Here is a 22,488-nt window from a genome sequence, read left to right on the forward strand (position 1 = left end):
CTCGGCTAACCGCTGTCCAGCCCACACCAGAGGGTGCCTGCGGAACGCATCCCCGCGGCCTCTGACCTGCGCCTCCAGGGTCAGTGCCTCGTGCGGGGCCGCTCGGAACGCGGCCAATCTCCCTCGGGTGCCGATCTGCGAGGACCCGTTGAGTCCCGTGTACCCGCAGGGCGGCTGTTGCAAGCGCGGAAACTTGCTGATGTCAGCGTGCCTGTCACGGGACACACAGTCAAGGGCTGCGCCATGGGTCGGTACCGCGCCGACGATCGTCGAGCGCGTAAAAGCGACTTTAGCGTACGAAAAGCGGGGTTTGGGGGCTTTTGTCCGTCGACCTTCGGACGATGGAAAAAACCGCCGCTGACCTGCGTATCCATCGAAACGGAAACGGGGGTGGTGGTCCTTACGGACCACCACCCCCGAGAGGCACAGCCTCAGATCACTTGAGGGTGACCTTGGCGCCTTCGCCCTCGAGCTTGGCCTTGGCGGCCTCGGCCTTCTCCTTGTTGACACCCTCGAGGATCGCCTTGGGGGCGGCCTCGACGGCGTCCTTGGCCTCCTTGAGGCCCAGGCCGGTCAGCTCACGCACGACCTTGATGACCTGGATCTTCTTGCCGCCGTCACCCTCGAGGACGACGTCGAAGGAGTCCTGCTCGACCGCGGCCTCGGGCGCGGCGGCAGCGCCACCGGCGGCAGCGATCGCGACCGGCGCGGCGGCGGTGACCTCGAAGACCTCTTCGAACTGCTTCACGAACTCGGACAGCTCGATCAGCGTCATTTCCTTGAACGCGCCGAGCAGCTCGTCGGTGCTGAGCTTCGCCATGTTGGCAACCTTTCGTTGTTTCTGTGGATTGAAAGTCAAACTCCGCTCGGGGCCCGATCAGGCCTCGGCGGAACCGTCCTGTGCGCGCTTGTCCTGCAGAGCCGCGGCCAGGCGAGCGACCTGGGCGAGCGGGGCCTGGAACGTCGCCGCCGCCTTGGTCAGGTTGCCCTTCATGGCGCCGGCAAGCTTCGCCAGCAGCACCTCGCGGGACTCGAGGTCGGCGATCTTGCCAACCTCGGCGGCCGTGACGGCCTTGCCCTCGAAGACGCCGCCCTTGATGATCAGGACGGGGTGGGCCTTGGCGAAGGCACGAAGGCCCTTGGCCGCCTCGACCGGGTCCCCGCCCACGAAGGCGAGCGCGGTAGGACCGGTGAACAGCGCGTCGAGGCCCTCGATGCCCGCGTCGGACGCCGCCCGCTTAGCGAGCGTGTTCTTCGACACGGAGTACTTGGTCTCGCTGCCGAGCGAGCGCCGCAGCTCGGTGATCTCCGAGACCGTGAGGCCGCGATACTCGGTCAACAGGGTGGCCGACGAGTTACGGAAGTTGTCCGTGAGCTCGGCGACGGCAGAGGCCTTGTCGGCCCGGACCGGCTTGTCCGCCATGTCCCTCCTCTCTCAGTGCTGGGCCGCCGGCCGTCCGACGGACCCGAACATGAGAAACGCCCCGGCGCAGGGCGCACGGGGCGGGACACGGACGCCTTGCGGCGTCGACGTGATCACGAACCGTTCTCCCCTGCGCGGGCCGCCCGCATATTGCGAGGCCTTCGTCCGCGACCCGTGAGGGTGCGGCGACCAGCGGTCTATGGGTGGAACTTCAAGGAGGAAGCCTACAGAGATGTACACCCGAAACCAAATCGGCGTCAGGAGCGGCTCCGGCGCAGCCGGGCGTACCCGGCGAGCGCCACCGCACACCACGCCAGCGTCCAGCCGGCGAGCAGCAACAACGTGCCGCCGGGCGGCGCGGCGTCGGCCGCCAGCGCCCGGGCGGTGGCCATCACCGGCGGAACCAGCCACGGCGCGATCGAATCGCTGAGGCCGAGGACGACCGCCAGCACCGCGCCGGAGACCAGCACCGCGATCCCGTTACGGACGGTACGCGTCACCGCGCGGCTGGCCAGCGCGCCCAGCGCCACCGCGGCGGGCAGCGCCAGCAGGTGCGCCAGCACGCCGAGCGCGATGCCGGCGGCCGTCGACGGCTCGCCGGAGCCCGGCAGCGGACCGCGGATCGCGTGGAACGGCCACCAGGGCACCACCATCGCGACGGCGCAGAAGACGGCGCCGAGAGCGGCGGCGGCCAGCAGCCCGGCGGAGGCCTCCCGGCTAGGCCCGACGCTCAGCCGGGCCAGCCGGCGCTGCACGTCCGGCTCCGCGTCCAGCAGCAGCTTGGCCTGCCAGGCCAGCACCGGGAAGAGCATCACGGCGGAGTAGCCGTACGCCGGGGCGGCCGCGGACTGCCCGCCGCCGTGCACCACCGCGAGGACCACCACCGCGGCGATGACCGGCGCCAGGGCGCGTCCGCTACGCACGAACCCCGCGAGGCGCATCCGCACCAGCGCGCTCACTGCGCCCGCTCCGCGCGTACGCCAAGGACACGGTGACCGTCGGCACGCAGCCGGGCCATCGCCTGGTCGGCGTCCGCCCGGCGGACGGCGACCTCGACGACCACCTCGTCGGGCTCCTCACCCGGCCGGTGCTCCGCCGGGGTGACCGTGCCGTCGGTGACCGTCCAGCGGATCGCGTCCGGCAGGCCGGCGATCTCGCCGCGGTGGTCGCTGACCAGCACCGCGCCGCCGGCGGCGGTGACCTCGCCGACGATCTGCGGTATCAGCGTGCGGGCCACGGAGTCGAGGCCCTCCCAGGGCTCGTCGAGCACCAGCAGGCCCGGGGCGACGAGCAGCGCCTGCGCGAGGCCGACCTTCTGCGCGGTGCCCTTGGAGAGGTCCGCCAGGCGGGTGTGGCGGTGCTCGCCGAGCCCGAGGCGCTCGATCCAGCGGTCGGTCCCGGCGCCGCCGCGCAGGCCCCGGACGGCGGCCATGTGGCTCAGGTACTGCTCGGTCGTGAACGGCTGGTCGGCCGGGAAGCGCTCCGGGACCCAGCCGACGACCGGCGGGCGCTCCCGGACCGCGCCGTGCACGGGCCGCAGCACGCCGGCGGCCAGTTGCAGCAGGGTCGACTTGCCGGCGCCGTTGCGGCCCAGCACCACCACCGTGGCGCCCGGCTCGACGGTCGCGTCCACCGTCCGCAGGGTCCAGCCCGCGCGGCGCCCGTACCGGAACCAGACGTTGTCGAATCGCACGGCGGCAGCCTCGCACGAAAAAGCCCCCGGGGTGTACCCCGGGGGCTTCTCAGATGTTGCTGACGATCAGCTGTCGGACTTGTCGCCGCGCAGGTTCTTGACCACGTTCGGGTCGATCTGCACGCCGGGGCCCATCGTGGTGCTGACGGTGACCTTCTTCAGGTACTTGCCCTTGGCGGCCGACGGCTTGGCCCGCAGGACCTCGTCGAGCACGGCGCCGTAGTTCTCCAGCAGCTGGTCCTCGCTGAACGAGGCCTTGCCGATGATCAGGTGCAGGTTCGAGTGCTTGTCCACCCGGAAGGTGATCTTGCCGCCCTTGATGTCCGAGACGGCCTTGGTCACGTCCATGGTGACCGTGCCGGTCTTCGGGTTCGGCATGAGGCCGCGGGGGCCGAGGATCCGGGCGATACGGCCGATCTTGGCCATCTGGTCCGGGGTGGCGATCGCCGCGTCGAAGTCGAGCCAGCCACCCTGGATGCGGGCGACGAGCTCGTCCGTGCCGACCTCGTCGGCGCCGGCCGCGACGGCCTCCTCGGCCTTGGCGCCCTGCGCGAAGACGATCACGCGGGCCGTCTTGCCGGTGCCGTGCGGCAGGTTGACCACGCCGCGGACCATCTGGTCGGCCTTACGCGGGTCCACGCCGAGCCGCATCGCGACCTCGACCGTGGCGTCGAACTTGGTGGGGCTGGTGTCCTTGGCCAGCTTCACGGCGTCGGCGGGCTCGTAGAGCTTCGCGACGTCGATCTGCTCGGCGGCCTTGCGGTAAGCCTTGCTGCGCTGCATTTTTCTCTTACTCCTGTGGTAGATGGCGGGGCGCGCGGTTCGCGCCCCTCCCACGACGTACGTCTTAGATCTTGGCGACCTGGTTGAAGTTGAGCTCAACCGGCGTCTCGCGGCCGAAGATCGAGACCAGCACCTTCAGCTTCTGCTGGTCGGCGTTGATCTCACTGATCGAGGCCGGCAGCGACGCGAACGCACCGTCGGTGACGGTGACGGAGTCGCCGACCTCGAAGTCCAGCACGCGGACCTCGGGCTTGGCCTTCTTCTCCTCGGCCTCGACGGCCGGGGCCAGCCACTTCAGCACCTCGTCGAGCGACAGCGGCGCCGGGCGGTCGACCCGGTCGGTGGCGCCCACGAAGCCGGTGACACCCGGCGTGTTGCGCACGCACGAGTAGGACTCGGGGCTGAGGTCCATCCGGACCAGGATGTAGCCGGGGAAGACCTTGTTCTGCACCTGGAGGCGCTTGCCGTTCTTGACCTCGACCTCTTCGCGGGTCGGCACCTCGACCTGGAAGATGAAGTCCTCCATGTCGAGGCTCGTGATCCGGGTCTCGAGGTTGGTCTTGACCTTGTTCTCGTAGCCGGCGTACGAGTGCACCACGTACCAGTCACCCGGGGCGTAGCGCAGCTTCTGCCGCAGCTCGGCGACCGGGTCGTAGTTTTCGTCAGCCTCGGGGGCCTCCGCCTCGGCGACGGGCTCTGCGCTGGCGGCCTCTACCGACTCGGCGTCGTCCGCCGTCGCGACCGTGGACTGCTCGTCCGCGGTCGGGGCGGTCTCGTCGTCGTACTCAGGCACGCTTGCTCACTTCCGTAACTAGCTTCAGTTGCCGAACGTCGCCAGGATGGCCTTGCCGAACCCGAAGTCGAGCAGCGACACGATCGTGGTCATCACGGTGACGAACACGATCACCACGGTCGTGTAGGTCAGCAGTTCCTTGCGGGTCGGCCAGATGACCTTACGCAGCTCGCTGACGACCTCGCGGAAGAAACCGCCGATGCGGTTGCCACCGCGGCGGGTCGTCTTCGTCGTCTTGGCACCGCCCGAGTCGGCTTCGCGGTCGGCCTTGTCGCCGCCACGGGTCACCGCCTCGTCGTCCGCCTCGACAACGTCGTCCTGGACGTCACCGTCGGTGAACGCCTCGTCCTCGGGGCGGTCGCCTGCAGCGTCGTCACCGGGTCGCTTCCTCTCGGCCACTTCCGCCCTCTTCCGTCGTCGATAGGGGTGTCGCATCGGCGCCGTGTGCGGCGCTCGGTCAAGCCGGCCGCCCGCCGCCGGGCGGACCGGCCGCGGGGCCGGTCCGGTTACTGGGCCGATCGGTGCGCAGGGGTGACAGGACTTGAACCTGCAGCCTGCGGTTTTGGAGACCGCTGCTCTGCCAATTGAGCTACACCCCTTTGTGGGGCTCTCCTGCCCGTCGCAGCGCGAAAGGCAGGGTTCACTTACCCCACGGCGGACCAGTGTACGGGTAGGGCCGCCGCTTTCCCAACCCGGGCCTACCTCTTACGAATGGTCGCCCTCGCGAGCGACAGCACCTTCTCGCCGTTGCAGGTCGCGGTCAGTTCGATCTTGGTGAGGCCGTCGTCCGTGACCTCCTTGACCACACCGGCCACCACGACCTCGGTGCCCTCGTCGGTGTCCGGCACCGGGACCGGGCGGGAGAACCGCACGCCGAACTCGACAACGGCGTCCGGCGCGCCGGCCCAGGTGGAGACCGCGCGGCCGGCCAGGGCCATCGTGTACATCCCGTGCGCGATCACGCCGGGCAGGCCGACGCTGTTGGCGATCCGCTCGCTCCAGTGGATCGTGTTGAAGTCGCCGGAGGCGCCGCAGTAGCGGATCAGGTCGGCCCGGGTGACGGTGAACGTCTGGGTGGGCAGCGTTTCAGCCATGATCATTCCTCCCCGCGCTGAACGAGCTTGGACCACACCGTGACGACGGCCTCGCCGGCCTCGGTGGTGACGTCGGTGCGGGTCGTCAGGAAGTCGTGCCCGCCCCGCGAGGTGATCTCCTCGACCGTGTTCACGCAGACCAGGGAGTCGCCGGCGACCACGGGCCGGGCGTACGCGAACCGCTGGTCGCCGTGCACCACCCGGCTGTAGTCCAGGCCGAGCTCGGGATCGGCGACGATCTGGCGGCTGGCGGTCATGGTGATCACGACCGGGAACGTGGGCGGCGCCACCACATCGGCGTAACCGATGGCGCGGGCGGCCTCCGGGTCGTGGTACTCGGCATCCGTGGCGCCGATCGCGGTGGCGAACTCACGGATCTTCTCGCGGCCCACGAGATAGGGCGCGGTGGGCGGCCAACTGCGGCCGGCGAACGACTGGTCCAAAGGCATTGCTTGAAAATACTCTGCGGCGACCGGAAACCGGTCGCCGCAGCAGGCGTTGCTTTTTCGGTACGTCGTCAGCGGGTCTCGCGGTGCAGCGTGTGCTTGCCGTCCCGGGGGCAGAACTTCTTGAGCTCGATGCGGTCCGGGTCGTTACGGCGGTTCTTGCGGGTGATGTAGTTCCGCTCCTTGCACTCCGTACACGCCAAGGTGATCTTGGGACGGACGTCGGTCGCCTTGGCCACGGCGGGGTGCCTTCCTGCTAACGGGATTCACATACGACATAACAGCGTAGACGCTAGCCGCGCTGACATGCAAAAACCTGGACGAAAAGCCCGGGTCGTACGGCATCCGGGACGGGTCCCGGATGAGTAGCGGTGGCCGGACTTGAACCGGCGACACAGCGATTATGAGCCGCTTGCTCTGCCATCTGAGCTACACCGCCGCGCCAGGCTCTCGGTCACGAACCCGGGTGGAGCCCCCTTACGGAATCGAACCGTAGACCTTCTCCTTACCATGGAGACGCTCTGCCGACTGAGCTAAGGGGGCGCGCGCGATCTCTCGCTTGATGCGCAGACAGAAGCTTACACGGCCACGCAGCCGAGGTGAAATCGCCTCCCCGGCCCGCGGAAACAGCAGGTCAGTGCGGTGTCAGCCGACCGCGCGCAGTCGGCGGACCTCGCCGGTGGGCGTCTCCTCGGGCTCCGTCTGCGCGCTGAGCCACGTGTTCAGCCGCTCGACGGGCAGCGGCCGGCTGAAGAAGTAGCCCTGTCCGATCTCGCAGCCGAGCTCGGCCAGCAGGTCGAAGGTCAGCTCGCTCTCGACGCCCTCGGCGACCACGGTGAGACCGAACTCACGCGCGAGCCCGATGACCGCGCGCACGATGGCGAGGTCACCCGAGTCGGTCGCTATCCCCTGCACGAAGCTGTCATCGATCTTCAACTCGTGGACCGGTAGCTGCCGCAGGTAGGACAGCGACGACGCACCGGTGCCGAAGTCGTCGACCGACAACCGCACGCCGAGGTCGCGCAGCCGGTACATGGTCGGCAGCGCCCGTTCGATCTCGCCGAGCATGCTCGGCTCCGAGATCTCGAAGGTGACCTGTCCGGGCGGGACCCGGTACTGCTTGAGGAGCCCGTGCACCTGGTCGGGGAAGCGCGGGTCGAGCAGCGTGCGCGCCGACAGGTTCACCGCGATGGAGAGCGGGCGACCGGAGTCCGCCCACTCACGGCAGTGTCGGAGGCCCGCGGTCAGCACCACCTCGGTGAGGCGGTGCAGCTGCCCGGTGTGCTCGGCGACGGCGACGAAGTCCTCCGGGGACACCTCGCCGTGCGCGGGGTGCTGCCAGCGCGCCAGGCACTCGACGCCGATCAGGTGCCGGTCCTGGATGGTCACCTTCGGCTGGAAGTGGACCTCGAGCTCGCCCGAGTCCAGGGCGCGGCGCAGGTCGGCGGCGAGGCCGAGGCGCCGGACGGCCCGCGACTCCAGCGCCGGGTGGAACAGCTGCACGCCGTACGGCAGCGCCTTGGCCGCGTTGGCGGCCAGCTCGGCACGGCGCAGCAGGGCGTCCGGGTCGTCGCCGTGGTCGGGTTGCACGGCCACGCCGGCCGCGGTGTCCACGTCGAGGGTGAGCGTGCCGACGGCCATCGGGCCGCGCAGCTGCTCGCGCATCTCGGTGGCGAGCCGGACGGTCTCCTCGGTGCTCTCCGCGCGCAGCGTCACGACGAACTCGTCGCCGCCGATCCGGCCCACCAGGGCACCCGGATCGGCGATCTTGCACAGTCGACCGGCGACCTCGGTGAGGAGCTTGTCACCCGCGTCGTGGCCCATCGACTCGTTGACGTCGCGCAGCCCGTCGACGTCGAAGAGGATCACCGCGACCACCTCGCCGGGCGTACGGATCTTGACGGACTCGGTGAGCGCGTCGATGATCCGTCGCCGGTTCGGGAGCGCGGTGAGCCGATCGTGGTACGCGTCGTAGCGCAGCCGCTCGACCAGCCGGGAATTCTCCACCGCCGCGGCCGCGTGCGCGGCGATCGTCTCGACCACCTGCACGTCGCCCGCGGTGAAGTGCTTCAGATCGCCGAGCCGGTTGACCATCTCGAGCGTGCCGATCACGGCCTGACCCGACCGCAGCGGCACGACGATGCAGTCCTTGACCCCCGCCTCCCGCAGCACCGGCAGCAGGTCCCGGTCGGTCCCGATCTGCGTACCGACGGCGACACTGCGGCGTTCGACGGTCGCCCGCTGGGTGAGCGCGGCCGGCGTGCGGCTGAAGTCGAGCAGGCCCTGTGCCTCGATCTTGGAGGTCAGCAGCACCTCGGGATAGCGGCCGGAGGCGGGCAGCCGGATCGTCGCGTACTCGGTCTGCATCAGGGCCCGCGCGCGCACCAGCACCGAGTCGATAAGGGTGACGTCCTGTCCGGACTCGACGACGGCGTTGGCCAGTTCGTAGAGCTCGGCGAGGGTGTGGTGCTGCCGAAGGAAGTCCGAGTAGGACCGGTACGCCAGCGTGAGCACGGCGGCGAGCACCAGCAGCAGGCAGGCGGACCACCACGTCGTGTCCAGCGCGATGGTGAAGACCAGCCCGATGACGATGCAGACCTCGGCGGCGAGCAGGACCGGCCAGGCGACGCGAACCATGTCGAGACCCGCCGACAGGCCCTGCACGGTCACCATCGCGGCGGCCACCGCGAGAACCGTCACCAGCGTGGTGACGGTGACCGCGACACCGAGGATGCCCCAGGTGACGGGGCCGACGCCGTCGATCGGCGGGAACAGCTCCAGGACGATGCCGCCGGTCGCGGTGGCGGCGGCGGCCCGGGCGACGTTGAACGAGAGCTTGTCCGGCGCGGCGTGCCGGCGCATCTCCTTGATCAGCACCGCAACGGCGCTCACGGCCACCACAAGGGCGGCCGGGACGAAGAAGAAGGCGAGAACGAGAGGAATCTCGATGATGCTCAGAGAGACGCTGTGGCGGCGGATCAGAATGTGCCGCGAGCTCATTCCCAGCAGTACGAAGAAGGGGAGCGCCAGCAGCGCGACCGGCCACCCGTTCTGCCAGCCCTCGTGCCGGACGGCGAGGATGACGCTGAACACGACGGCAACGACCGTCAGCGTCCCAGTGACCAGCCAGACGTATTCAGGAGATCGTCGCGGTGGGGACTGACGCCCTGCCATCCAACGCCCCTACCGTTCGAGGTGCTCCATGCGCGGCCTACCCCGGACCGCGTCAGGCCCCTGCGTGTTACTTCAGGACCAGTCGACGTCGGTCTGAGTCGCGGTTGCGCCAGCAGTCGCCGTGGTGGCGGCGACCAGAGACACGCCGCCGAAGGCCAGTCCGAGCGCCACTAACAAGCCGGCGGCGAAGCGGCCGAGCCTCTTTGCGGACATCTGTGGCTCCCGTAGTGAAGTCGTTATCGGGTAGGCGTTCCATGATGGTGCCACACGCCGCGTGCGTCAGACAGCGTCGAACGGCCGGTCGAACCCGCACATCCCGAAATCTTGACTGAACGGCTGAGGCGTTCATGGAATTGTGGGCAGCAAAATTGACGGCTTTGAGCCCGATTTAGCGGGAGAAGTGAGCCCAATTCGCATAGCACCGTCAGGGCGCCTTGACGTCAAGACAGCTTGACGAAAGACTCGAGTCATGACGACTCCCGACGAGCTGGAGCAACAGCACACGCTCTCTACCGCCACAACGCGTTACGACGAGCTGAGGATGCGGGAGGCCCTCGCCTCGATGGCCCCGGACCGCGACGAGCAGGCCCTGACCCGCGAGGAGACCCTGGAACTGCTGGCGCTCAGCGAGGTGGTCATCCGCAAGGCCGGCTACGGAAGGCAGCCGATGGTCCGCTCGGCGCGCGCGGCCGGCGCCTCCTGGAACCAGATCGGTGCGGCGCTGGGCACCAGCAAACAGGCCGCCTGGGAGGCGCACAACCGCTGGATCGAGGAGCAGGCGCGGCAGCACGAGCTCACCGGGTACGAGGGCTTCAACCCCGACGAGGCGTCCGCGGCCCGCGGCCTAGCCGGCAGCCCTGACTAGTTACTGGTCGCCGGTCGCCGCCGGCCGGCTCGTGGCGCTGTACTGCGACCAGGAGCCAGGATAGAGCCGGCCGACGCCGAGGCCGGCATGCTCGAGGGCGAGCAGGTTATGGCAGGCCGTGACGCCCGAGCCGCAGTAGGACACGACATCCGCGCCGGCCGTCACGCCAACGGACAGGAAACGCTCCCGCAGAGCCGGCACCGCCAGGAAACGGCCGTCATCGGCGAGATTCTCCCGGCACGGCAGGCTGCGCGCACCCGGAATGTGCCCCGCCCGCGGATCGATCGGCTCGGTGTCACCCCGGAACCGCGCACGGTCGCGGGCGTCGAGCACCACGGCCGACCCGTCGGCCGCATCATCGATGCCGGCCAGCCGGTCGGCCGGCCAGGCCCGCGCGGTGAAGACCCCCGCGGGCCGATCCGGCTCGTCGCGGACCAGTTCACCCTCGTACGCGCTGAGCCCGCCGTCGAGCAGCGCGGCCTCGTGCCCGATGGCGCGCAACATCCAGACCAGCCGCGCCGCCACCACACCCCCGGCGTCGTCGTACCCGACCACGACGTCACCGTCGCCGATGCCGACCGCCGCCATGCCCTGCGCGAAGACCTCGGGCTCCGGCAACGGATGCCGCCCACCGTCCGCCGAGCCGTGCCGGGCCAGCCAGCGGTCGAGATCCACGAACACGGCACCCGGCAGATGCCCCGACTCGTACGCGGCCCGCCCCGACCGCCCGTCGAGATACCAGCGGACGTCGGCGAGAACGACCCGGTCGCCCCGCTCACGCACCCAGTCCAGGCCGACCACCGGATCGATCACGTGCCGCTCCTCCTACTTGTCATCATCCGGCCTTTCACGGCGCGGCCGGAAACGCAACACGGCGATCACGACCACTCCGACGGCCAGCGCGCTGACCATCAGCCTCGCCGAGCCGGTCAGCAAGGTCTGGCCCATCACCAGCAGCAGCAACGCCACACCGAAGAGCAGGTGGTACAGGGCGGCGGCACGCACCTCGGTGAAGTTGCGCAACGTGGTGGCCGGCGCCTTGCCCGTCACCAGCATCCCCACGCCGAAACCCGCCAGGACCAGGCCGATCACGCCGCCCATCACCAGCATGGTGGTACCAAGGCTCATGGCCCTCAGTCTGCGCCGCCGCCCGGCGGCTTACCGGTAGTTCGTGAACTGCAACGCGACGCCGAAGTCCTCGGCCTTGAGCAGCGCGATGACGGCCTGGAGGTCGTCACGCTTCTTGCCGGTGACCCGCAGCTGGTCGCCCTGGATCTGCGCCTGCACGCCCTTCGGGCCCTCGTCGCGGATCTTCTTGCTGATCGCCTTGGCCTTGTCGGCCTCGATACCCTCGAGCACCTTGCAGTCGATCTTGTAGGTCTTGCCGGACTGCCGCGGCTCGCCGGCCTCGAGCGACTTCAGCGAGATGTTCCGCTTGACCAGCTTCTCCTTGTAGACGTCGAGCGCGGCGACGGCCCGCTCCTCGGTCTCGGAGGTGATGGTGACCCCGTTCTCCCCCGACTTCGCGATCGTCGTCCCGGTCCCCCGGAAGTCGAACCGGGTACCGAGCTCCTTCTCCGCCTGGTGGAAGGCGTTGTCCACCTCCTGGCCGTCGACCTTGCTGACGATGTCGAACGACGGACTGGCTGCCATGATCAGACTCCTGCTGGTGGGCCACGTATCGATGTCCACGGAAGGGCCGAGACGACCCCCCGACATGCCGACCGTACCCGGTTGTGAATCCGGCCGACGGTATGGCTATCCTGTTGTTCGCTGCTGCGGGCGACCGCGGCGGCATGCCCAGGCGGGTTGCCCGAGCGGCCAATGGGAGCGGACTGTAAATCCGTCGCGAAAGCTACAGAGGTTCGAATCCTCTACCCGCCACAAGCACACAGAACGGCCCCGTGAGCTGCGGAAACGCGCTCCGGGGCCGTTCTCGTTCAGTCCGGCTGAGTCCAGCCGAGTCCGGCTCGTCGCGAGCAGTTGTGGGCGTATCGTGGGCAGGTCGATCATGCGTGTCCCTCTCCCGATACCCCCTTGCCCCGCGCCATCCCGGAGCCGGAGATCCCCGCCGGACGCGAGATGCGGAAGCCGTCCTTACTATCGCGCGGTGACGACGGTCTACGTGCTCGACGGCAAGCGCATCAACAGCCTCGACGACTTCTATGCAGTCGTGGGTGAGGCGATGGGTTGTGGCGGGTACTTCGGGAGGAACCTGGATGCCTTCGCCGACTGCCTCCGCGGTGGGTTCGGCACGCCGGACGACGGTGACTTCAAGGTGGTCTGGCGCGACCACGAGCACAGCCGCAACGCGTTGGGGCACGCCGAGGTGATACGCAACCTGGAACACCAGATCCGGACGTGCCATCCAAGCCATCGCGAGTCGATGCGAGAACGGATCAACGAAGCACGCGCCGGACGAGGCGAGACGGCGTTCGCCTGGCTGTTAGAGATCTTTGAGCAAGAAGTTCCCGGCCAGTTCCGCCTGGAGTAGGCCGGAGGCCGCCAGCAGGCCGAGCGCGTCCGGCCCGCGCCGCGATTGGGCGGCGCGTTGATCCATACAAGAGCAATTCGGCAGTGGTTGGATCGCCGGCTGACCATCTCCACAGCGAGGTGTGAAGTGGAGACTTCGGAATCACAGCCAAGCGCCGATCTTCGACCTCCTCGTCTGGATGGACGAGTGGGAGGACAACCGCTGGGGCGAGGTGATCGAGGACCAGGCCACCGGCACGGCCAAGTGCGATCCCCCTTGCCCTTCGACTCGTATCCCTATGACCCCCGCGAGTCCTTGGTGAGAGTCGAGTTCACCGATGCCGCAGGTCTCCGCTGGACGCGCACGATGGGACAGCAGCCGAAGCGATACGTACCGTCGCTGGAGGAGTGTCAAGCACTGGCGTTCGTAAACGGCAATCTTTCGAACCTGCCCAAGTGGCTACCTCGTTGGATGCGGTCTTGGGACGATCGGCGCTTGAGGCGCGATCAGTTCGACGACAGCCCACCGTTCTAGTTCCACCAGAGGACCTTGACCCGCTGGAGAAACACTTCGCGCGGTGATTGTCGAGCCGTAAGGCGAAGGCGTTCGGGTCTTCTCCGCGGCGAGGGGCGAGGTTGCTGGCCACATCTACCGGGTGCCGGGAGATCTCAATCTTCTCGATCACCGGGCTGCTGCAGGCCGGGCTCCACCCGCAGGTGCTCGCCGCGCCGCAGCAGACGCATGAGGATCTTTCATGTCTTCAAGGAGGCGACGCCTCTGCTTTGCGTCGGCGTCGACGGTTCCAGCCCTGCCGCAGGCGAGACATACAAAGCCTGCGTCAACTATCCCTTCTTCCACTAGAGCCGCGAACGGTTCTCAACCCAAGCGTCGAAGAGGCGCCTATTCTTGGGCTCTCCGAGGTTCTTGAGTAGCCATTGAGGGTCAAAGTATCGCGCGTTCTCAACAAGCTTTCGAGAGACTGACTCGAGGTAGCCAAAGAAGCGAACATCGAGATAGGCATCGAGCTTCTGGCAGCTTACTACTTCAACCGTGAAGGTTCCTGAAAGTTCGTCCTCCTGAAGCTCCCTCGTAACGATGGCCCAATCAACTTCCCTGACAGCTGTATCGCCGTCCTTGACGGAGACAGCATAGATCGGTCCGGCCGTGATCAGAATCGGATAGTAAAAGGAAAATACCGGCACCTCGATCTCAGCTTCCCTACCCTCCTCAACGAAGTTGAATCTAGGCCTGTCAGCAATCGCCTTGGCTAGCGGGTAGATAATACTGTCGAATACCCCATCGTTCGTTGCACGCCACCTCCCTCCCTGCAGGTTCATTCTAATTAGTTGATTCCCGACGAAACCATCACCTCCCGGGGCTCCCGGCAGCTTGTCTAAACCTAGGTAGTACAGGGTGTGCGCATATCCGATATTAGTGAACTCGAGGTGCAAGGGGTCGAATTCAGTGTTAAACCCGCAGCTGCCAAATACCCCGCGCCTTTCCTTTTGCTGCCCGATCAGCACGAATGGGTTCTGGGTATTCTTGCACTCCACGATCATCTCAGCCGTTAGAAATGGCGCACCTAGGCTGCGGTCGCCCGCATAGGCGCTCCACTCGCCAGTTACGTCACTTTCTCTGGTCTTTCCTGTTGTCTTGTCCCTGAAGGCACTACCAACTTGGACCGACTCGATCCCGCGCCGAGTCAAGTGTTGAGCCACGCGCTGTTCAAGCAGAAATCCTGTCTGGTCGAGAGCTGCGATCAGGTCTGCCTCGCCAGGCTTAGGGAAGGACTTGCCGCTTTCGTTGGTCATACGCCGAATGTCTCCCTTACTTGCGGTCAACGAGATCGAAAATGAGGAGGTGTTCCTGCCACGCAGCCCGTGCGTGGTCCGCGGCAGCAGAGACCAGGTCGCGCTAGGCGTTGGGGCGGCTGGGGTTGGGTTTCCATGCGGTTCGGTCCGTCCAGGCGCCGGCGCCGACGGCGGGGGCCGGGAAGGGGACGGTGTCGTGGCCGCGGGTGCCCAGGTCCGGGCGTTCCTTGCGTTCCTGTTCGTCGATCTTCAGCAGGCTGGCGGCTAGTTCGACGGCGTTCTTCTCGGCGTCGATCATGTAGTCCATGAAGAACGTGGTGGCCTTGATCAGCGCCTGCTCGGGGTTGGTGCACGGGGAGAAGAGGCTGTTGGCGTCTGCGATGTAGGTCTTCATCGCTTCGAGCAGGGTGGCGATGCGCTCGTAGCCGGTGGTGGCGTACGCGTTGCGGAGGCCTTCGAGGAGGCTGGCGGCCTTCTTGCCCTCCTCGGCCAGCCACGCCGCCTGGGCCTGGACCAGGGAGAGCCACGCGCCGGCGCTCTGGGCGTACTGGATGAAGGCTTCGGAGGCGTTGCCGTTCCAGTAGCGGGCGAGGCTCTTGGTTTCCTCGTCCATGTTGGTGCGGGCCTCGGCGTACGTGTTCGCGACCGAGTGCATCAGGTCCGCGCGGTTCCGGATCACCTTGGGCGCGGTACGCCAGGCGTGGATGATCAGGTCGTTGAGGGGCATGCGGATGCCGGTGCCGAGGTCGGTGAGGATCGCTTCGAGTTGCAGGAGCTCGCTGCGGTAGTCCTGGACGAACTCGTCCAGGCGGTCCTTCTCGCCGTTCTCGTAGTAGGTGGTCCGGCCGCCGCTGAAGCCGAGGTCGTTGCCGTCGGTGGTGCCGATGGTGATGGGTTCCTCGACCGCGCGGGTGCTGGGCAGGGTTTCGTGGCGGGTCGCGGTGAGCTTTTCGTTGCCGGGCGGGATGACCACGGTGGGGCGTTCGTCGCCGAGCTGGTGTCGGTCGCGGGGCGGGAGAATGGTGCCGCTGCCGCCGCGGCGGGTGCTGATGCCGGGGACATAGCCGTCGCTGACCGGCAGGTACGGCGCCAGGTCCCGGTTGACGGTGTCGAAGCTGGTCTCGACCGTGAGGTCGGTGCCTTCGTAGTCGGTGGCGATCTGGAGCAGGCCGTCGGCCACGCGGTCCATCTCGGTCCGGGCGGTGATGGCCTCGTCGACGCGGGCGTCGACGGAGACCTGCCAGTCACGCGCGAGGCGGTCGGAGACGCCGGGCAGGGAGCCCCAGGCCGCCTTGGGTACGGCGCCGATGTCGCCGAGGTAGCGACGGATCGCGCCGTAGGTGACGGAATCCTCGTAACGTTCGACGCCGTACGCGACCAGCTGGCGGGTCTCGACTTGCAGGGTGGAGGTGTCGGTCATGAGTGCCCCGGTGGTGTGAAGGCCCTGACGCCGACCGGTGAGCCGAAATAGTCGATGCGCAGCTGCCGATACTTATGGTGGTGGTCGGCCAGGGTGGCCAGCAGCGCACTGCGGATCTCGGCCGCGATCTCGGTGTCGGCGAGCGTGCGCAGCATGCCGGGCCGGATCCTGACGTCGAGTTCGCCGTCGCCGGCCCGGGTCACTGTGACCCACCCATAGGTTGAGGTACCGGTGGCGTGGATCGCGGCGACGTCGTCCTGGTAGCGCTCGAGCCGGCCCATCGCCGCTCCCCTACTTGGTCTCGTCGAGGGTGAGGGCCTGCTCGGCGGCCTTGCGGGCGATGTCGCGGGAGAACGGCAGGGCGTCGTCCCTGTTCTCGTCGCGGATCGAGGTCGAGGCGGTCATCTTCAGCCAGCGGCCGTCCTTCGCGGCGATGACCGTCCCGTGCGCGAAGTCCCCGACCACCGCCGAGCAGGCGCGAAACGCCACATAGCCGTCCGGGACTCCACCGGGATCCGCGGTGCCGTCGCATTGCTCGTCGGCCACGCGTTGCCGGAGTACCTCAGCGTCTGACTCGCCGCTGATGAAGACCCGCAGCCGGCCCGCGAACCGTTGATCGGTCGAGGCATAGGCAAGCTCGCACTGGGCCGCCGAGTCGGTCGCGGTCCGACCGGGATCCTCTTCGCTGACCGACCAGGCGCCGGCGGCGACGCTGGGCATCGCGACGGTCAGGTCGGAGCAGGTCGGCACCCAGGGGTCGCCGCCTGTCCACGGCTTCCATGACCACAGACCGGCGGCGAACCCGACGACCGCCAAGGTCGCACCGGCCGCGACAGCCGGACCCCGCGTCGCCGTCACGACCGCAGCCCCCGGCCACCCCCGGAGGACGCCTGCTGAAGTGAGGCGAGAGCGAGGCGGGCCGCTGCTCGTACCTGACGCGCCAATGTCTCATCGGAGTGCCTGTGCACACCTCGAAGCCGAACACCGATCTGACCGTCAGCACTGGCCAGAAGCCGGACCGAGCCGTCCGGCGAGGCCACATCCACATCGGGACGCCACTCGTCGTGCTGCACAGTCGGCCCCTCCCCCTCGGCCACGCCATCGTAGCGACACCGTGCCTACGCATGGTGTCCCATCGATGCCGCACCGTGCAGATCGGCGGGAGGGGTCCGGGTGACTCCGTGGCCGGTGTCGGGGGTCACGGCAGTGAACGGTGGCGCCGCGCGCCGAACGCTTAGGTCGTAGGCGGCGCATGCCGATGATGCGATCGGTCGGTCACTCAGGCGGGCCTCGCCCAGGGTGGCGGCACTTGCCTTCGGGGAGTCTGTGATGGATCCGAACGAAGCCCGCAAGGACCAGATCATCGCCGCTTACGCGGCAGGTGAAGCGGTGGAGTCTGTCGCAGCTCGCTTCTACACCGATCCAGCAGAGATCGAGCGCATTGTGGCTGAGGTGACCATGCCCTCAGGCCTGGCGCCCGGCTGGCACTCGACCGACACCAGGCCCCAGCCGCATCCGCCATGGCATGGCGCGCCCTTGTCGTCTCCTTACTCGGCTGCGCCCCAGGCTTACCCGGCCACGGCGCATGCCTATGGATCCAATGCGCCGGCCCACCACGGCCCGTGGCAGCACCCCCAAGCTCCGATGCCCTACAACGCCGTGCCGGGCTGGCCCTATGGCACACCGGGCGGTGGATATCCGTATGGAGGCCAGGCCGCCCCCGGCCAGCCCCACAGTCCGTATCCATGGATCCAGCCGCAGATGCCCCCAGGAGTTCACCCGTACCCGATCGCCGGCCGACTGCCGGACCGCGGGGTCGCCAACGTCGTCGGGTTCACAATCCTGCTTGGGTTCTTCGGGATCATCTACGCGGCCATACAGGCCAACCGGGCTCGCGCGATCGGCTGGCCCCAGCAGCAGTACTGGGTCGCCTTCGCGATTACCTTCTGCTGCCAGCTTTTCCTCTTCCTTGTCTTGTTGACAGGCGTCGGAAGCTAACTCCACCCGCTACCGCGCTTTCGGTCGCCCGTACTCGCGTGAGGCTCCGAACAGAGACAGAAGATCCCCCGCAGACCGGTGTTGTTGCTGGTCAACGGAGTATTTCTTCACTGTGGGCTTCACCTCGGCGCAGGCCAGGTACGGCGTAAAGAAGGCCGGCCTCTGACGCAGCGCGGGAGACAGCGGTCAGCCGGCCGCCCTCCGCACGGGCTCGGCGATCACCCCATGCTGGTGAGCCGACCTCGTTACACTGCGCCGAATGGATCAGCCGGCACCGCACACCGTCGAATCCCTGGCGTCCGACCTGCGCGCGCTCGGTGTAGCCGCGGGCGACGTGGTGCTGCTGCACTCTTCGATCCGCAGCCTCGGGTTCGTGGCCGGCGGCGCGCAGGCGGTCGTGCAGGCGCTGCTGGACGTGCTCGGGCCCGGCGGCACCCTCGTCGTGCCGACGCAGACGTCCGAGAACACCGACCCGGCCGGGTGGTCGCGGCCGCCCGTGCCCGAGGCGTGGTGGCCGGTGATCCGCGCGCACACCCCGCCGTTCGACCCGGCGCGGACTCCGAGCCGGGGCATGGGCGTCATCGCCGAGACGGTCCGCACGTGGCCGGGTGCGGTGCGCAGTGACCACCCGCAGGTCTCGTTCGCCGCGGTGGGCGGGCGGGCCGCCGAGATCGTCGGCGGGCACCGGCTCGACGACGCGTTCGGCGAGACCTCGCCGCTGGGCGCGCTGTACCGGCTCGGCGGCAAGGTGCTTCTGCTCGGCTGCGGCCACGGCTCGAACACCTCGCTGCACCTCGCGGAGTATCGGCAGGCCTCCCCGCCGCGGGTGGTCACCGGATCGTCGGTCCGGCAGCCGGACGGGACGGGTCGGTGGACGACCTGGTTCGACGTCGATGCCGATGAGGGCGACTTCGAGCGACTCGGTGCCGACTTCGAGGCAACCGGCGCCGCGGTGGTCGGCCGGGTCGGCGGCGCGACGGCCCGCCTGATGTCCCAGCCGGCGGCGGTCGACTTCGCGACTGCCTGGCTGGCGGCGAACCGCGCCTATCCGTAGAGGTGGCGGCGGACCAGTGCGTCGTGTTCGAGGATGGTGTCGACGACCTTCCAGAACTCGGCGAGCCGGGGGTGGCTCAGCCCCTGCTCGCGGCTGAGCTTCTGGCCGAACATCGGGTCGTCGGGCGTGGCGGCGCCGCCGTCGACGAGCGTCGCGGCGGGCGCCGGCGAGTTCGCGACGGGTCCGACCCGGCAGCCGAAGGTGAGGTGATCGTCGACCCGGTTCTCGCCCCAGGTGCCGAAGATCGCGTCGATCCAGGTCTCGTGCACGCCGTCGTGGTGGTAACAGCTGGCGAAGTAGACGGCCAGCGCGGTGTCGCCGGGGATGGAACCCCAGGGTAGAAGACGTGCGGGCCGCCGATACCCTGTGTGCCGGTCAATGCTCGGCCAAAAGGGGAGGCGCCAATGAGCCGGTCGCGTCTCGCCGCCGCCGCGCTGGGCGGGCTGCTCGCCCTGGCCGGCTGCGCGCACGGCGGCGCTCAGGCGGCCGCCGGCCCTCCGGTGCGGAGCAAGGGGCAGGCCGTGGCCGACGTCGCGCGCTACGCCGGGCAGACCGCGACCATCCTGCGGTCCTCGACGACGAATGCGGTCGTCACCGAGTCGGCCTGCGCCGGCGGGCTCTACAGCGTGCAGGCCGTCTACCGGGTGCCCATGTGGGTCACCCGGCACGCGCGCGCCCGGGCCGTGCTCCGGGACACGTGGCAGGCCAACGGGATGCCGATCACCCTGGACAGCACCGTCGACGGCTATCGGGGCGCCATCTCCACCGTCACCCCGGACGGATACACCATCGACGTCGTGACCGTCACGCCCAAGCCCCGGGCGCTGTCCCTCCAGGTCCGGTCGCCCTGCCTCCGCGCGCCTTAGATCTTGAGGCGGCGGCGGAAGTCCTCCTTCAGGGTTTCCGGCAGATCCAGGTCCAGGTACCCGCGCAGCAGCTCCGGCTCGTGCAGCCAGGCGTGAAAGCCGTCCGCGACGCTCACGCCGTGGCCGGGGCGGTCGAGGATCTCTATGCGGTCGCCGGCCTGCACGTCGCCGGGCCGGACCACGCGCAGGTAGGCGCCCGGCCGGCGTTCCGCGCCGAAGCGCTTGACCCACTGCGGCTCCGCCATCTTCCACTGGAACGTCGCGCACGGGATCCGGCCGAAGGTGGTCTGTAGCACCAGTTCGTCGCCGATCCGCCAGGTCTCGCCCAGCATCGCGCCGTTGACGTCGAGGCCCGCCGTCGTCAGGTTCTCACCGAAGAGGCCGCCCGGCAGCTTGCGCCCGAGTCGCTCCTCCCACCAGTCGTAGTCCTCGCGGGCGTACGCGTAGACGGCCTGGTCGTCGCCGCCGTGGTGCTCGACGTCGAAGATCTGGTCGCCCACCAGGCCGCTGTGCAGCCCGGTGCGTTTCGGCCCCGGCGCCCGCACCGCGACCGGGTGGTCGACCGGCTGCTTGTTGATGCCGGTCGTACCGACGTGCTTGGCGTTGCTCTTCTCGGGCACGGCCAGGTTGACCTGGAGAACGACGGCACTGGTCATGAGGCGAACTCCACTACGCTGCGGTCCTCGATCGGCAGGTAGCCGATTCGCTGGTAAAGGGCGTTGCTTGTCGGGTTGGCGAGGTCGGTGAAGAGCACCACGTCGCTCGCGCCGGCGTCCAGGGCGGCCTGGCTGACGGAGACGGTGACCGCGCCCGCGTAGCCCCGGGTCCGGTGCTCGGGCGGCGTGTAGACCGACAGCACCCGGACCATCCCGGCGTCCCTGCGGGTGGCGCCGGCCATCGATACCGGCTCGCCGTCGACCTCCCACAGCCGCAGGCCACCGTACGAGATCCGGTCGTCGACCAGTTCGTCAGCGGTCGGGGGCTCGCCGAGCTCCCGCAGGAACGCGTTCGTCCAGTCGAGGAGCAGGCCGCGGTCGCCGGGTCCGGCGACGCGGGCCCGGCCGGGCGCCGGCGGGGTCGGTGGCACCAGCGCGCCGAGGCGGAACAGGCGCATGCGCCCGGTGACGCGCGGCGTCGCGCCGGTGCGGCGTTGCCACTCCCGGGAGAAGGCCTCCGCGACCGCGTCGGGCCCGGCGACGGCGGGCAGCGGCGTGCCGCCGAGCCGGCCGGCCAGGTCCGCCGCGGCGGCCGGGGACATCGCGCTGAGCACGGCGGCGCGGGGCGGCGTACGCAGAAAGGCGCCGCCGTCGCACCAGCCGAAGATCGGCGGCTCGGCGCCGAAGGCGTTGGGGCCGCGTTCGCGCACGGTCTCGCTGACGGTCAGGAGCAGGGTGTTCTCCACCGGGCTGGCGCGCAGGAACTCACCGGCCCCGGCGAGGAAGTCGTCGACGCTGTCGGTGATGTGCCAAGTCATGCCCCATCCTGTGCCGCGAGCCGTGCGCGGCGCACCCTAATTCGGCAGGCCCCAGGCCTTGGCGATGCGGGCCAGCGAATCCTGCCTGGTCGCCGGTGCGTAGGTCGCGCCGGCGAGGATCAGCTCGTTCGCGCCGGTGCGCTCCACCAACGCGTCCAGGCCCGCGACGACGTCGTCGGCGGTGCCCGCATATTGCGTGCCGGGTAGCTGGTCGAGGACGCCGCGGTCGAGATCGGACAGTTCCTGGTTCGCCGCCGACTCCGGGGAGACGATCGGGCCGAGGCGCCCGGTGCGCAGGCTCAGCGCGACGATCCGGCTCGGCCCGGCCAGGAACTGCGCCTCCTCCCGGGTCTCCGCCGCGAGCACGGAGGCGCTGACCATGAGGTGCGGTTCGGGGTATCGCGGCGACGGCTTGAAGGCCGAGCGGTAGAGCCGCGCCGCGGTGTCCACATCGGAGCTCATCGCGAAGTGGTACGCGTAGCAGAACGGCAGCCCGAGCGCGGCCGCCACCTGTGCCCCGTAGGTGGACGAGCCGAGCATCCAGACCTCGGGGAACGTCCGCGGCGCCGGGGTGGCCCGCAGCCGGCTGACCCGCTCCGGCGGCACCCGGTCGTCGCCGAGCAGGGCCAGCACCATGCCGAGGTGGTCGGGGAACTGCTCGACGGTCAGGTGCGGCGAGCCGCCGCGCAGCGCGGCGGCGGTGGCCTGGTCGGTGCCGGGCGCCCGCCCGATGCCGAGGTCGATGCGGCCGGGGTGCAGGGCCTCGAGCAGGGCGAACTGCTCGGCCACGACGAACGGCATGTGGTTGGGCAGCATGACTCCGCCGGAGCCGACCCGGATGCGGCTGGTGTTCGCCGCGACGTGCGCGATAAGCACCGGCGGCGAGGTGGACGCGACCGCCGGCATGTTGTGGTGCTCCGCGACCCAGAAGCGGGCGTATCCGAGATCGTCCGCGGCCCGCGCGATCTCGGTGGTGCCGCGCAGCGCGTCGGCGCTGTCGTGCCCCTCGCTGACGGTGGCGAGGTCCAGCACGGACAAAGGCACACGATTCATGACCACGGATCCGACGTTACGTCGCCGGTGCCGGGCGCAACCTGCCACCGGCGCATGAGCTGCGCCAC

General features: G+C 69.0%; 28 protein-coding genes and 4 tRNA genes. 6 read left to right on the forward strand and 26 right to left on the reverse strand.

From position 1 onward, the window contains the following. Positions 1-436: 436 nt before the first annotated feature. From rplL to BJ971_RS35600, 15 genes are all read right to left on the reverse strand, one after another. Positions 437-820 carry a 50S ribosomal protein L7/L12 gene (gene rplL / locus BJ971_RS35530; RefSeq protein WP_184997674.1) on the reverse strand — a complete coding sequence of 128 codons (384 nt, stop codon included), beginning with the start codon at positions 818-820 and terminating at the stop codon, positions 437-439. A 57-nt stretch (positions 821-877) separates the two neighbouring features. Further along, positions 878-1,423, reverse strand: a complete 546-nt coding sequence (rplJ, locus tag BJ971_RS35535; RefSeq protein ID WP_184997676.1) for a 50S ribosomal protein L10 — start codon at positions 1,421-1,423, stop codon at positions 878-880. 257 nt (positions 1,424-1,680) lie between these two features. Next, complete coding sequence (locus BJ971_RS35540; RefSeq protein WP_184997678.1) at positions 1,681-2,382, reverse strand: hypothetical protein; 702 nt, start codon at positions 2,380-2,382, stop codon at positions 1,681-1,683. Beyond that, positions 2,379-3,116 (reverse strand): ATP-binding cassette domain-containing protein, encoded by a 738-nt coding sequence (locus BJ971_RS35545; protein WP_184997680.1) that lies wholly within the window; start codon positions 3,114-3,116, stop codon positions 2,379-2,381. Before BJ971_RS35545 ends, BJ971_RS35540 begins: the two co-directional genes overlap by 4 nt. A gap of 66 nt (positions 3,117-3,182) precedes the next feature. Beyond that, on the reverse strand, positions 3,183-3,899 hold the full coding sequence (gene rplA / locus BJ971_RS35550; protein ID WP_184997682.1) for a 50S ribosomal protein L1: 717 nt from the start codon (positions 3,897-3,899) through the stop codon (positions 3,183-3,185). A gap of 64 nt (positions 3,900-3,963) precedes the next feature. Further along, complete coding sequence (gene nusG / locus BJ971_RS35555) at positions 3,964-4,692, reverse strand: transcription termination/antitermination protein NusG (RefSeq protein ID WP_184997683.1); 729 nt, start codon at positions 4,690-4,692, stop codon at positions 3,964-3,966. Positions 4,693-4,716: 24 nt separating this feature from the next. After that, on the reverse strand, positions 4,717-5,091 hold the full coding sequence (secE, locus tag BJ971_RS35560; RefSeq protein ID WP_184997685.1) for a preprotein translocase subunit SecE: 375 nt from the start codon (positions 5,089-5,091) through the stop codon (positions 4,717-4,719). Positions 5,092-5,218: 127 nt separating this feature from the next. Beyond that, positions 5,219-5,291: transfer RNA gene (locus BJ971_RS35565), tRNA-Trp, on the reverse strand. A 99-nt stretch (positions 5,292-5,390) separates the two neighbouring features. Beyond that, positions 5,391-5,786, reverse strand: coding sequence for a MaoC/PaaZ C-terminal domain-containing protein (locus tag BJ971_RS35570; RefSeq protein ID WP_184997686.1), 396 nt, complete (start codon positions 5,784-5,786; stop codon positions 5,391-5,393). 2 nt (positions 5,787-5,788) lie between these two features. Further along, positions 5,789-6,235 (reverse strand): MaoC family dehydratase N-terminal domain-containing protein, encoded by a 447-nt coding sequence (locus tag BJ971_RS35575; RefSeq protein WP_184997688.1) that lies wholly within the window; start codon positions 6,233-6,235, stop codon positions 5,789-5,791. Between the two features lie 68 nt (positions 6,236-6,303). Further along, complete coding sequence (gene rpmG / locus BJ971_RS35580) at positions 6,304-6,471, reverse strand: 50S ribosomal protein L33 (protein ID WP_067495822.1); 168 nt, start codon at positions 6,469-6,471, stop codon at positions 6,304-6,306. Positions 6,472-6,598: 127 nt separating this feature from the next. Further along, positions 6,599-6,671, reverse strand: a tRNA-Met gene (locus BJ971_RS35585). A 28-nt stretch (positions 6,672-6,699) separates the two neighbouring features. Continuing rightward, a tRNA-Thr gene (locus tag BJ971_RS35590) sits at positions 6,700-6,775 on the reverse strand. Between the two features lie 102 nt (positions 6,776-6,877). Then, complete coding sequence (locus BJ971_RS35595; protein WP_184997689.1) at positions 6,878-9,406, reverse strand: putative bifunctional diguanylate cyclase/phosphodiesterase; 2,529 nt, start codon at positions 9,404-9,406, stop codon at positions 6,878-6,880. A gap of 72 nt (positions 9,407-9,478) precedes the next feature. Beyond that, a complete protein-coding gene (locus BJ971_RS35600; protein ID WP_184997691.1) occupies positions 9,479-9,619 on the reverse strand; it encodes a hypothetical protein in 141 nt (46 codons plus the stop codon). 256 nt (positions 9,620-9,875) lie between these two features. On the opposite strand from BJ971_RS35600, the gene BJ971_RS35605 reads away from it, so the two are divergent. Beyond that, positions 9,876-10,271, forward strand: a complete 396-nt coding sequence (locus tag BJ971_RS35605; protein ID WP_184997692.1) for a hypothetical protein — start codon at positions 9,876-9,878, stop codon at positions 10,269-10,271. On the opposite strand, the gene BJ971_RS35610 is transcribed toward BJ971_RS35605, so the two are convergent. From BJ971_RS35610 to BJ971_RS35620, 3 genes are read right to left on the reverse strand one after another with little or no spacing between them, the layout of a single operon-like run. Next, entirely contained in the window at positions 10,272-11,084 is an 813-nt protein-coding gene (locus BJ971_RS35610; RefSeq protein WP_184997693.1) for a sulfurtransferase, read from the reverse strand. Between the two features lie 12 nt (positions 11,085-11,096). Further along, a complete protein-coding gene (locus BJ971_RS35615; protein ID WP_184997694.1) occupies positions 11,097-11,399 on the reverse strand; it encodes a hypothetical protein in 303 nt (100 codons plus the stop codon). Between the two features lie 30 nt (positions 11,400-11,429). Beyond that, positions 11,430-11,924: a YajQ family cyclic di-GMP-binding protein gene (locus BJ971_RS35620; RefSeq protein WP_184997695.1), complete on the reverse strand. Its 495-nt coding sequence runs from the start codon at positions 11,922-11,924 to the stop codon at positions 11,430-11,432. A 150-nt stretch (positions 11,925-12,074) separates the two neighbouring features. Here BJ971_RS35620 and BJ971_RS35625 point away from each other — a divergent pair. Then, positions 12,075-12,155: transfer RNA gene (locus BJ971_RS35625), tRNA-Tyr, on the forward strand. A gap of 226 nt (positions 12,156-12,381) precedes the next feature. Then, positions 12,382-12,765, forward strand: coding sequence for a barstar family protein (locus BJ971_RS35630; protein ID WP_184997696.1), 384 nt, complete (start codon positions 12,382-12,384; stop codon positions 12,763-12,765). Positions 12,766-13,601: 836 nt separating this feature from the next. Here the strand turns inward: BJ971_RS35630 and BJ971_RS35635 are convergent. From BJ971_RS35635 to BJ971_RS35650, 4 genes are all read right to left on the reverse strand, one after another. Next, the gene (locus tag BJ971_RS35635) at positions 13,602-14,555 is read right to left on the reverse strand and encodes a hypothetical protein (protein WP_184997697.1); all 954 of its coding nucleotides are present in this window, start codon (positions 14,553-14,555) and stop codon (positions 13,602-13,604) included. Positions 14,556-14,658: 103 nt separating this feature from the next. Then, positions 14,659-15,975, reverse strand: coding sequence for a hypothetical protein (locus BJ971_RS35640; RefSeq protein ID WP_184997698.1), 1,317 nt, complete (start codon positions 15,973-15,975; stop codon positions 14,659-14,661). Next, positions 15,972-16,256, reverse strand: coding sequence for a YbaB/EbfC family nucleoid-associated protein (locus tag BJ971_RS35645; RefSeq protein WP_184997699.1), 285 nt, complete (start codon positions 16,254-16,256; stop codon positions 15,972-15,974). The genes BJ971_RS35640 and BJ971_RS35645 overlap by 4 nt, the downstream gene beginning before the upstream one ends. A 10-nt stretch (positions 16,257-16,266) precedes the next feature. Further along, positions 16,267-16,833, reverse strand: coding sequence for a hypothetical protein (locus BJ971_RS35650; RefSeq protein ID WP_184997700.1), 567 nt, complete (start codon positions 16,831-16,833; stop codon positions 16,267-16,269). 471 nt (positions 16,834-17,304) lie between these two features. On the opposite strand from BJ971_RS35650, the gene BJ971_RS35655 reads away from it, so the two are divergent. Both BJ971_RS35655 and BJ971_RS35660 read left to right on the forward strand, forming a co-directional pair. Further along, positions 17,305-17,973, forward strand: a complete 669-nt coding sequence (locus BJ971_RS35655) for a hypothetical protein (RefSeq protein ID WP_184997701.1) — start codon at positions 17,305-17,307, stop codon at positions 17,971-17,973. 259 nt (positions 17,974-18,232) lie between these two features. Then, complete coding sequence (locus tag BJ971_RS35660) at positions 18,233-19,027, forward strand: AAC(3) family N-acetyltransferase (protein WP_184997702.1); 795 nt, start codon at positions 18,233-18,235, stop codon at positions 19,025-19,027. Here BJ971_RS35660 and BJ971_RS35665 read toward each other — a convergent pair. Next, positions 19,018-19,296 (reverse strand): hypothetical protein, encoded by a 279-nt coding sequence (locus BJ971_RS35665; protein ID WP_184997703.1) that lies wholly within the window; start codon positions 19,294-19,296, stop codon positions 19,018-19,020. The genes BJ971_RS35660 and BJ971_RS35665 overlap by 10 nt on opposite strands. 135 nt (positions 19,297-19,431) lie before the next feature. Between BJ971_RS35665 and BJ971_RS35670 the strand changes: the two genes are divergently transcribed. Then, positions 19,432-19,893, forward strand: coding sequence for a hypothetical protein (locus BJ971_RS35670; RefSeq protein ID WP_184997704.1), 462 nt, complete (start codon positions 19,432-19,434; stop codon positions 19,891-19,893). Here the strand turns inward: BJ971_RS35670 and BJ971_RS35675 are convergent. The 3 genes from BJ971_RS35675 to BJ971_RS35685 are packed head-to-tail and all read right to left on the reverse strand — an operon-like array spanning position 19,890 to position 22,420. After that, positions 19,890-20,549, reverse strand: a complete 660-nt coding sequence (locus BJ971_RS35675; protein ID WP_184997705.1) for an MOSC domain-containing protein — start codon at positions 20,547-20,549, stop codon at positions 19,890-19,892. The two genes, BJ971_RS35670 and BJ971_RS35675, sit on opposite strands and share 4 nt — an antisense overlap. Continuing rightward, on the reverse strand, positions 20,546-21,367 hold the full coding sequence (locus BJ971_RS35680) for a GNAT family N-acetyltransferase (RefSeq protein WP_184997706.1): 822 nt from the start codon (positions 21,365-21,367) through the stop codon (positions 20,546-20,548). The genes BJ971_RS35675 and BJ971_RS35680 overlap by 4 nt, the downstream gene beginning before the upstream one ends. 36 nt (positions 21,368-21,403) lie before the next feature. Continuing rightward, positions 21,404-22,420 (reverse strand): LLM class flavin-dependent oxidoreductase, encoded by a 1,017-nt coding sequence (locus BJ971_RS35685; RefSeq protein ID WP_184997707.1) that lies wholly within the window; start codon positions 22,418-22,420, stop codon positions 21,404-21,406. Positions 22,421-22,488 lie beyond the last annotated feature (68 nt).

The sequence above is a fragment of the Amorphoplanes digitatis genome (genome assembly GCF_014205335.1).
Lineage (GTDB): Bacteria > Actinomycetota > Actinomycetes > Mycobacteriales > Micromonosporaceae > Actinoplanes > Actinoplanes digitatus.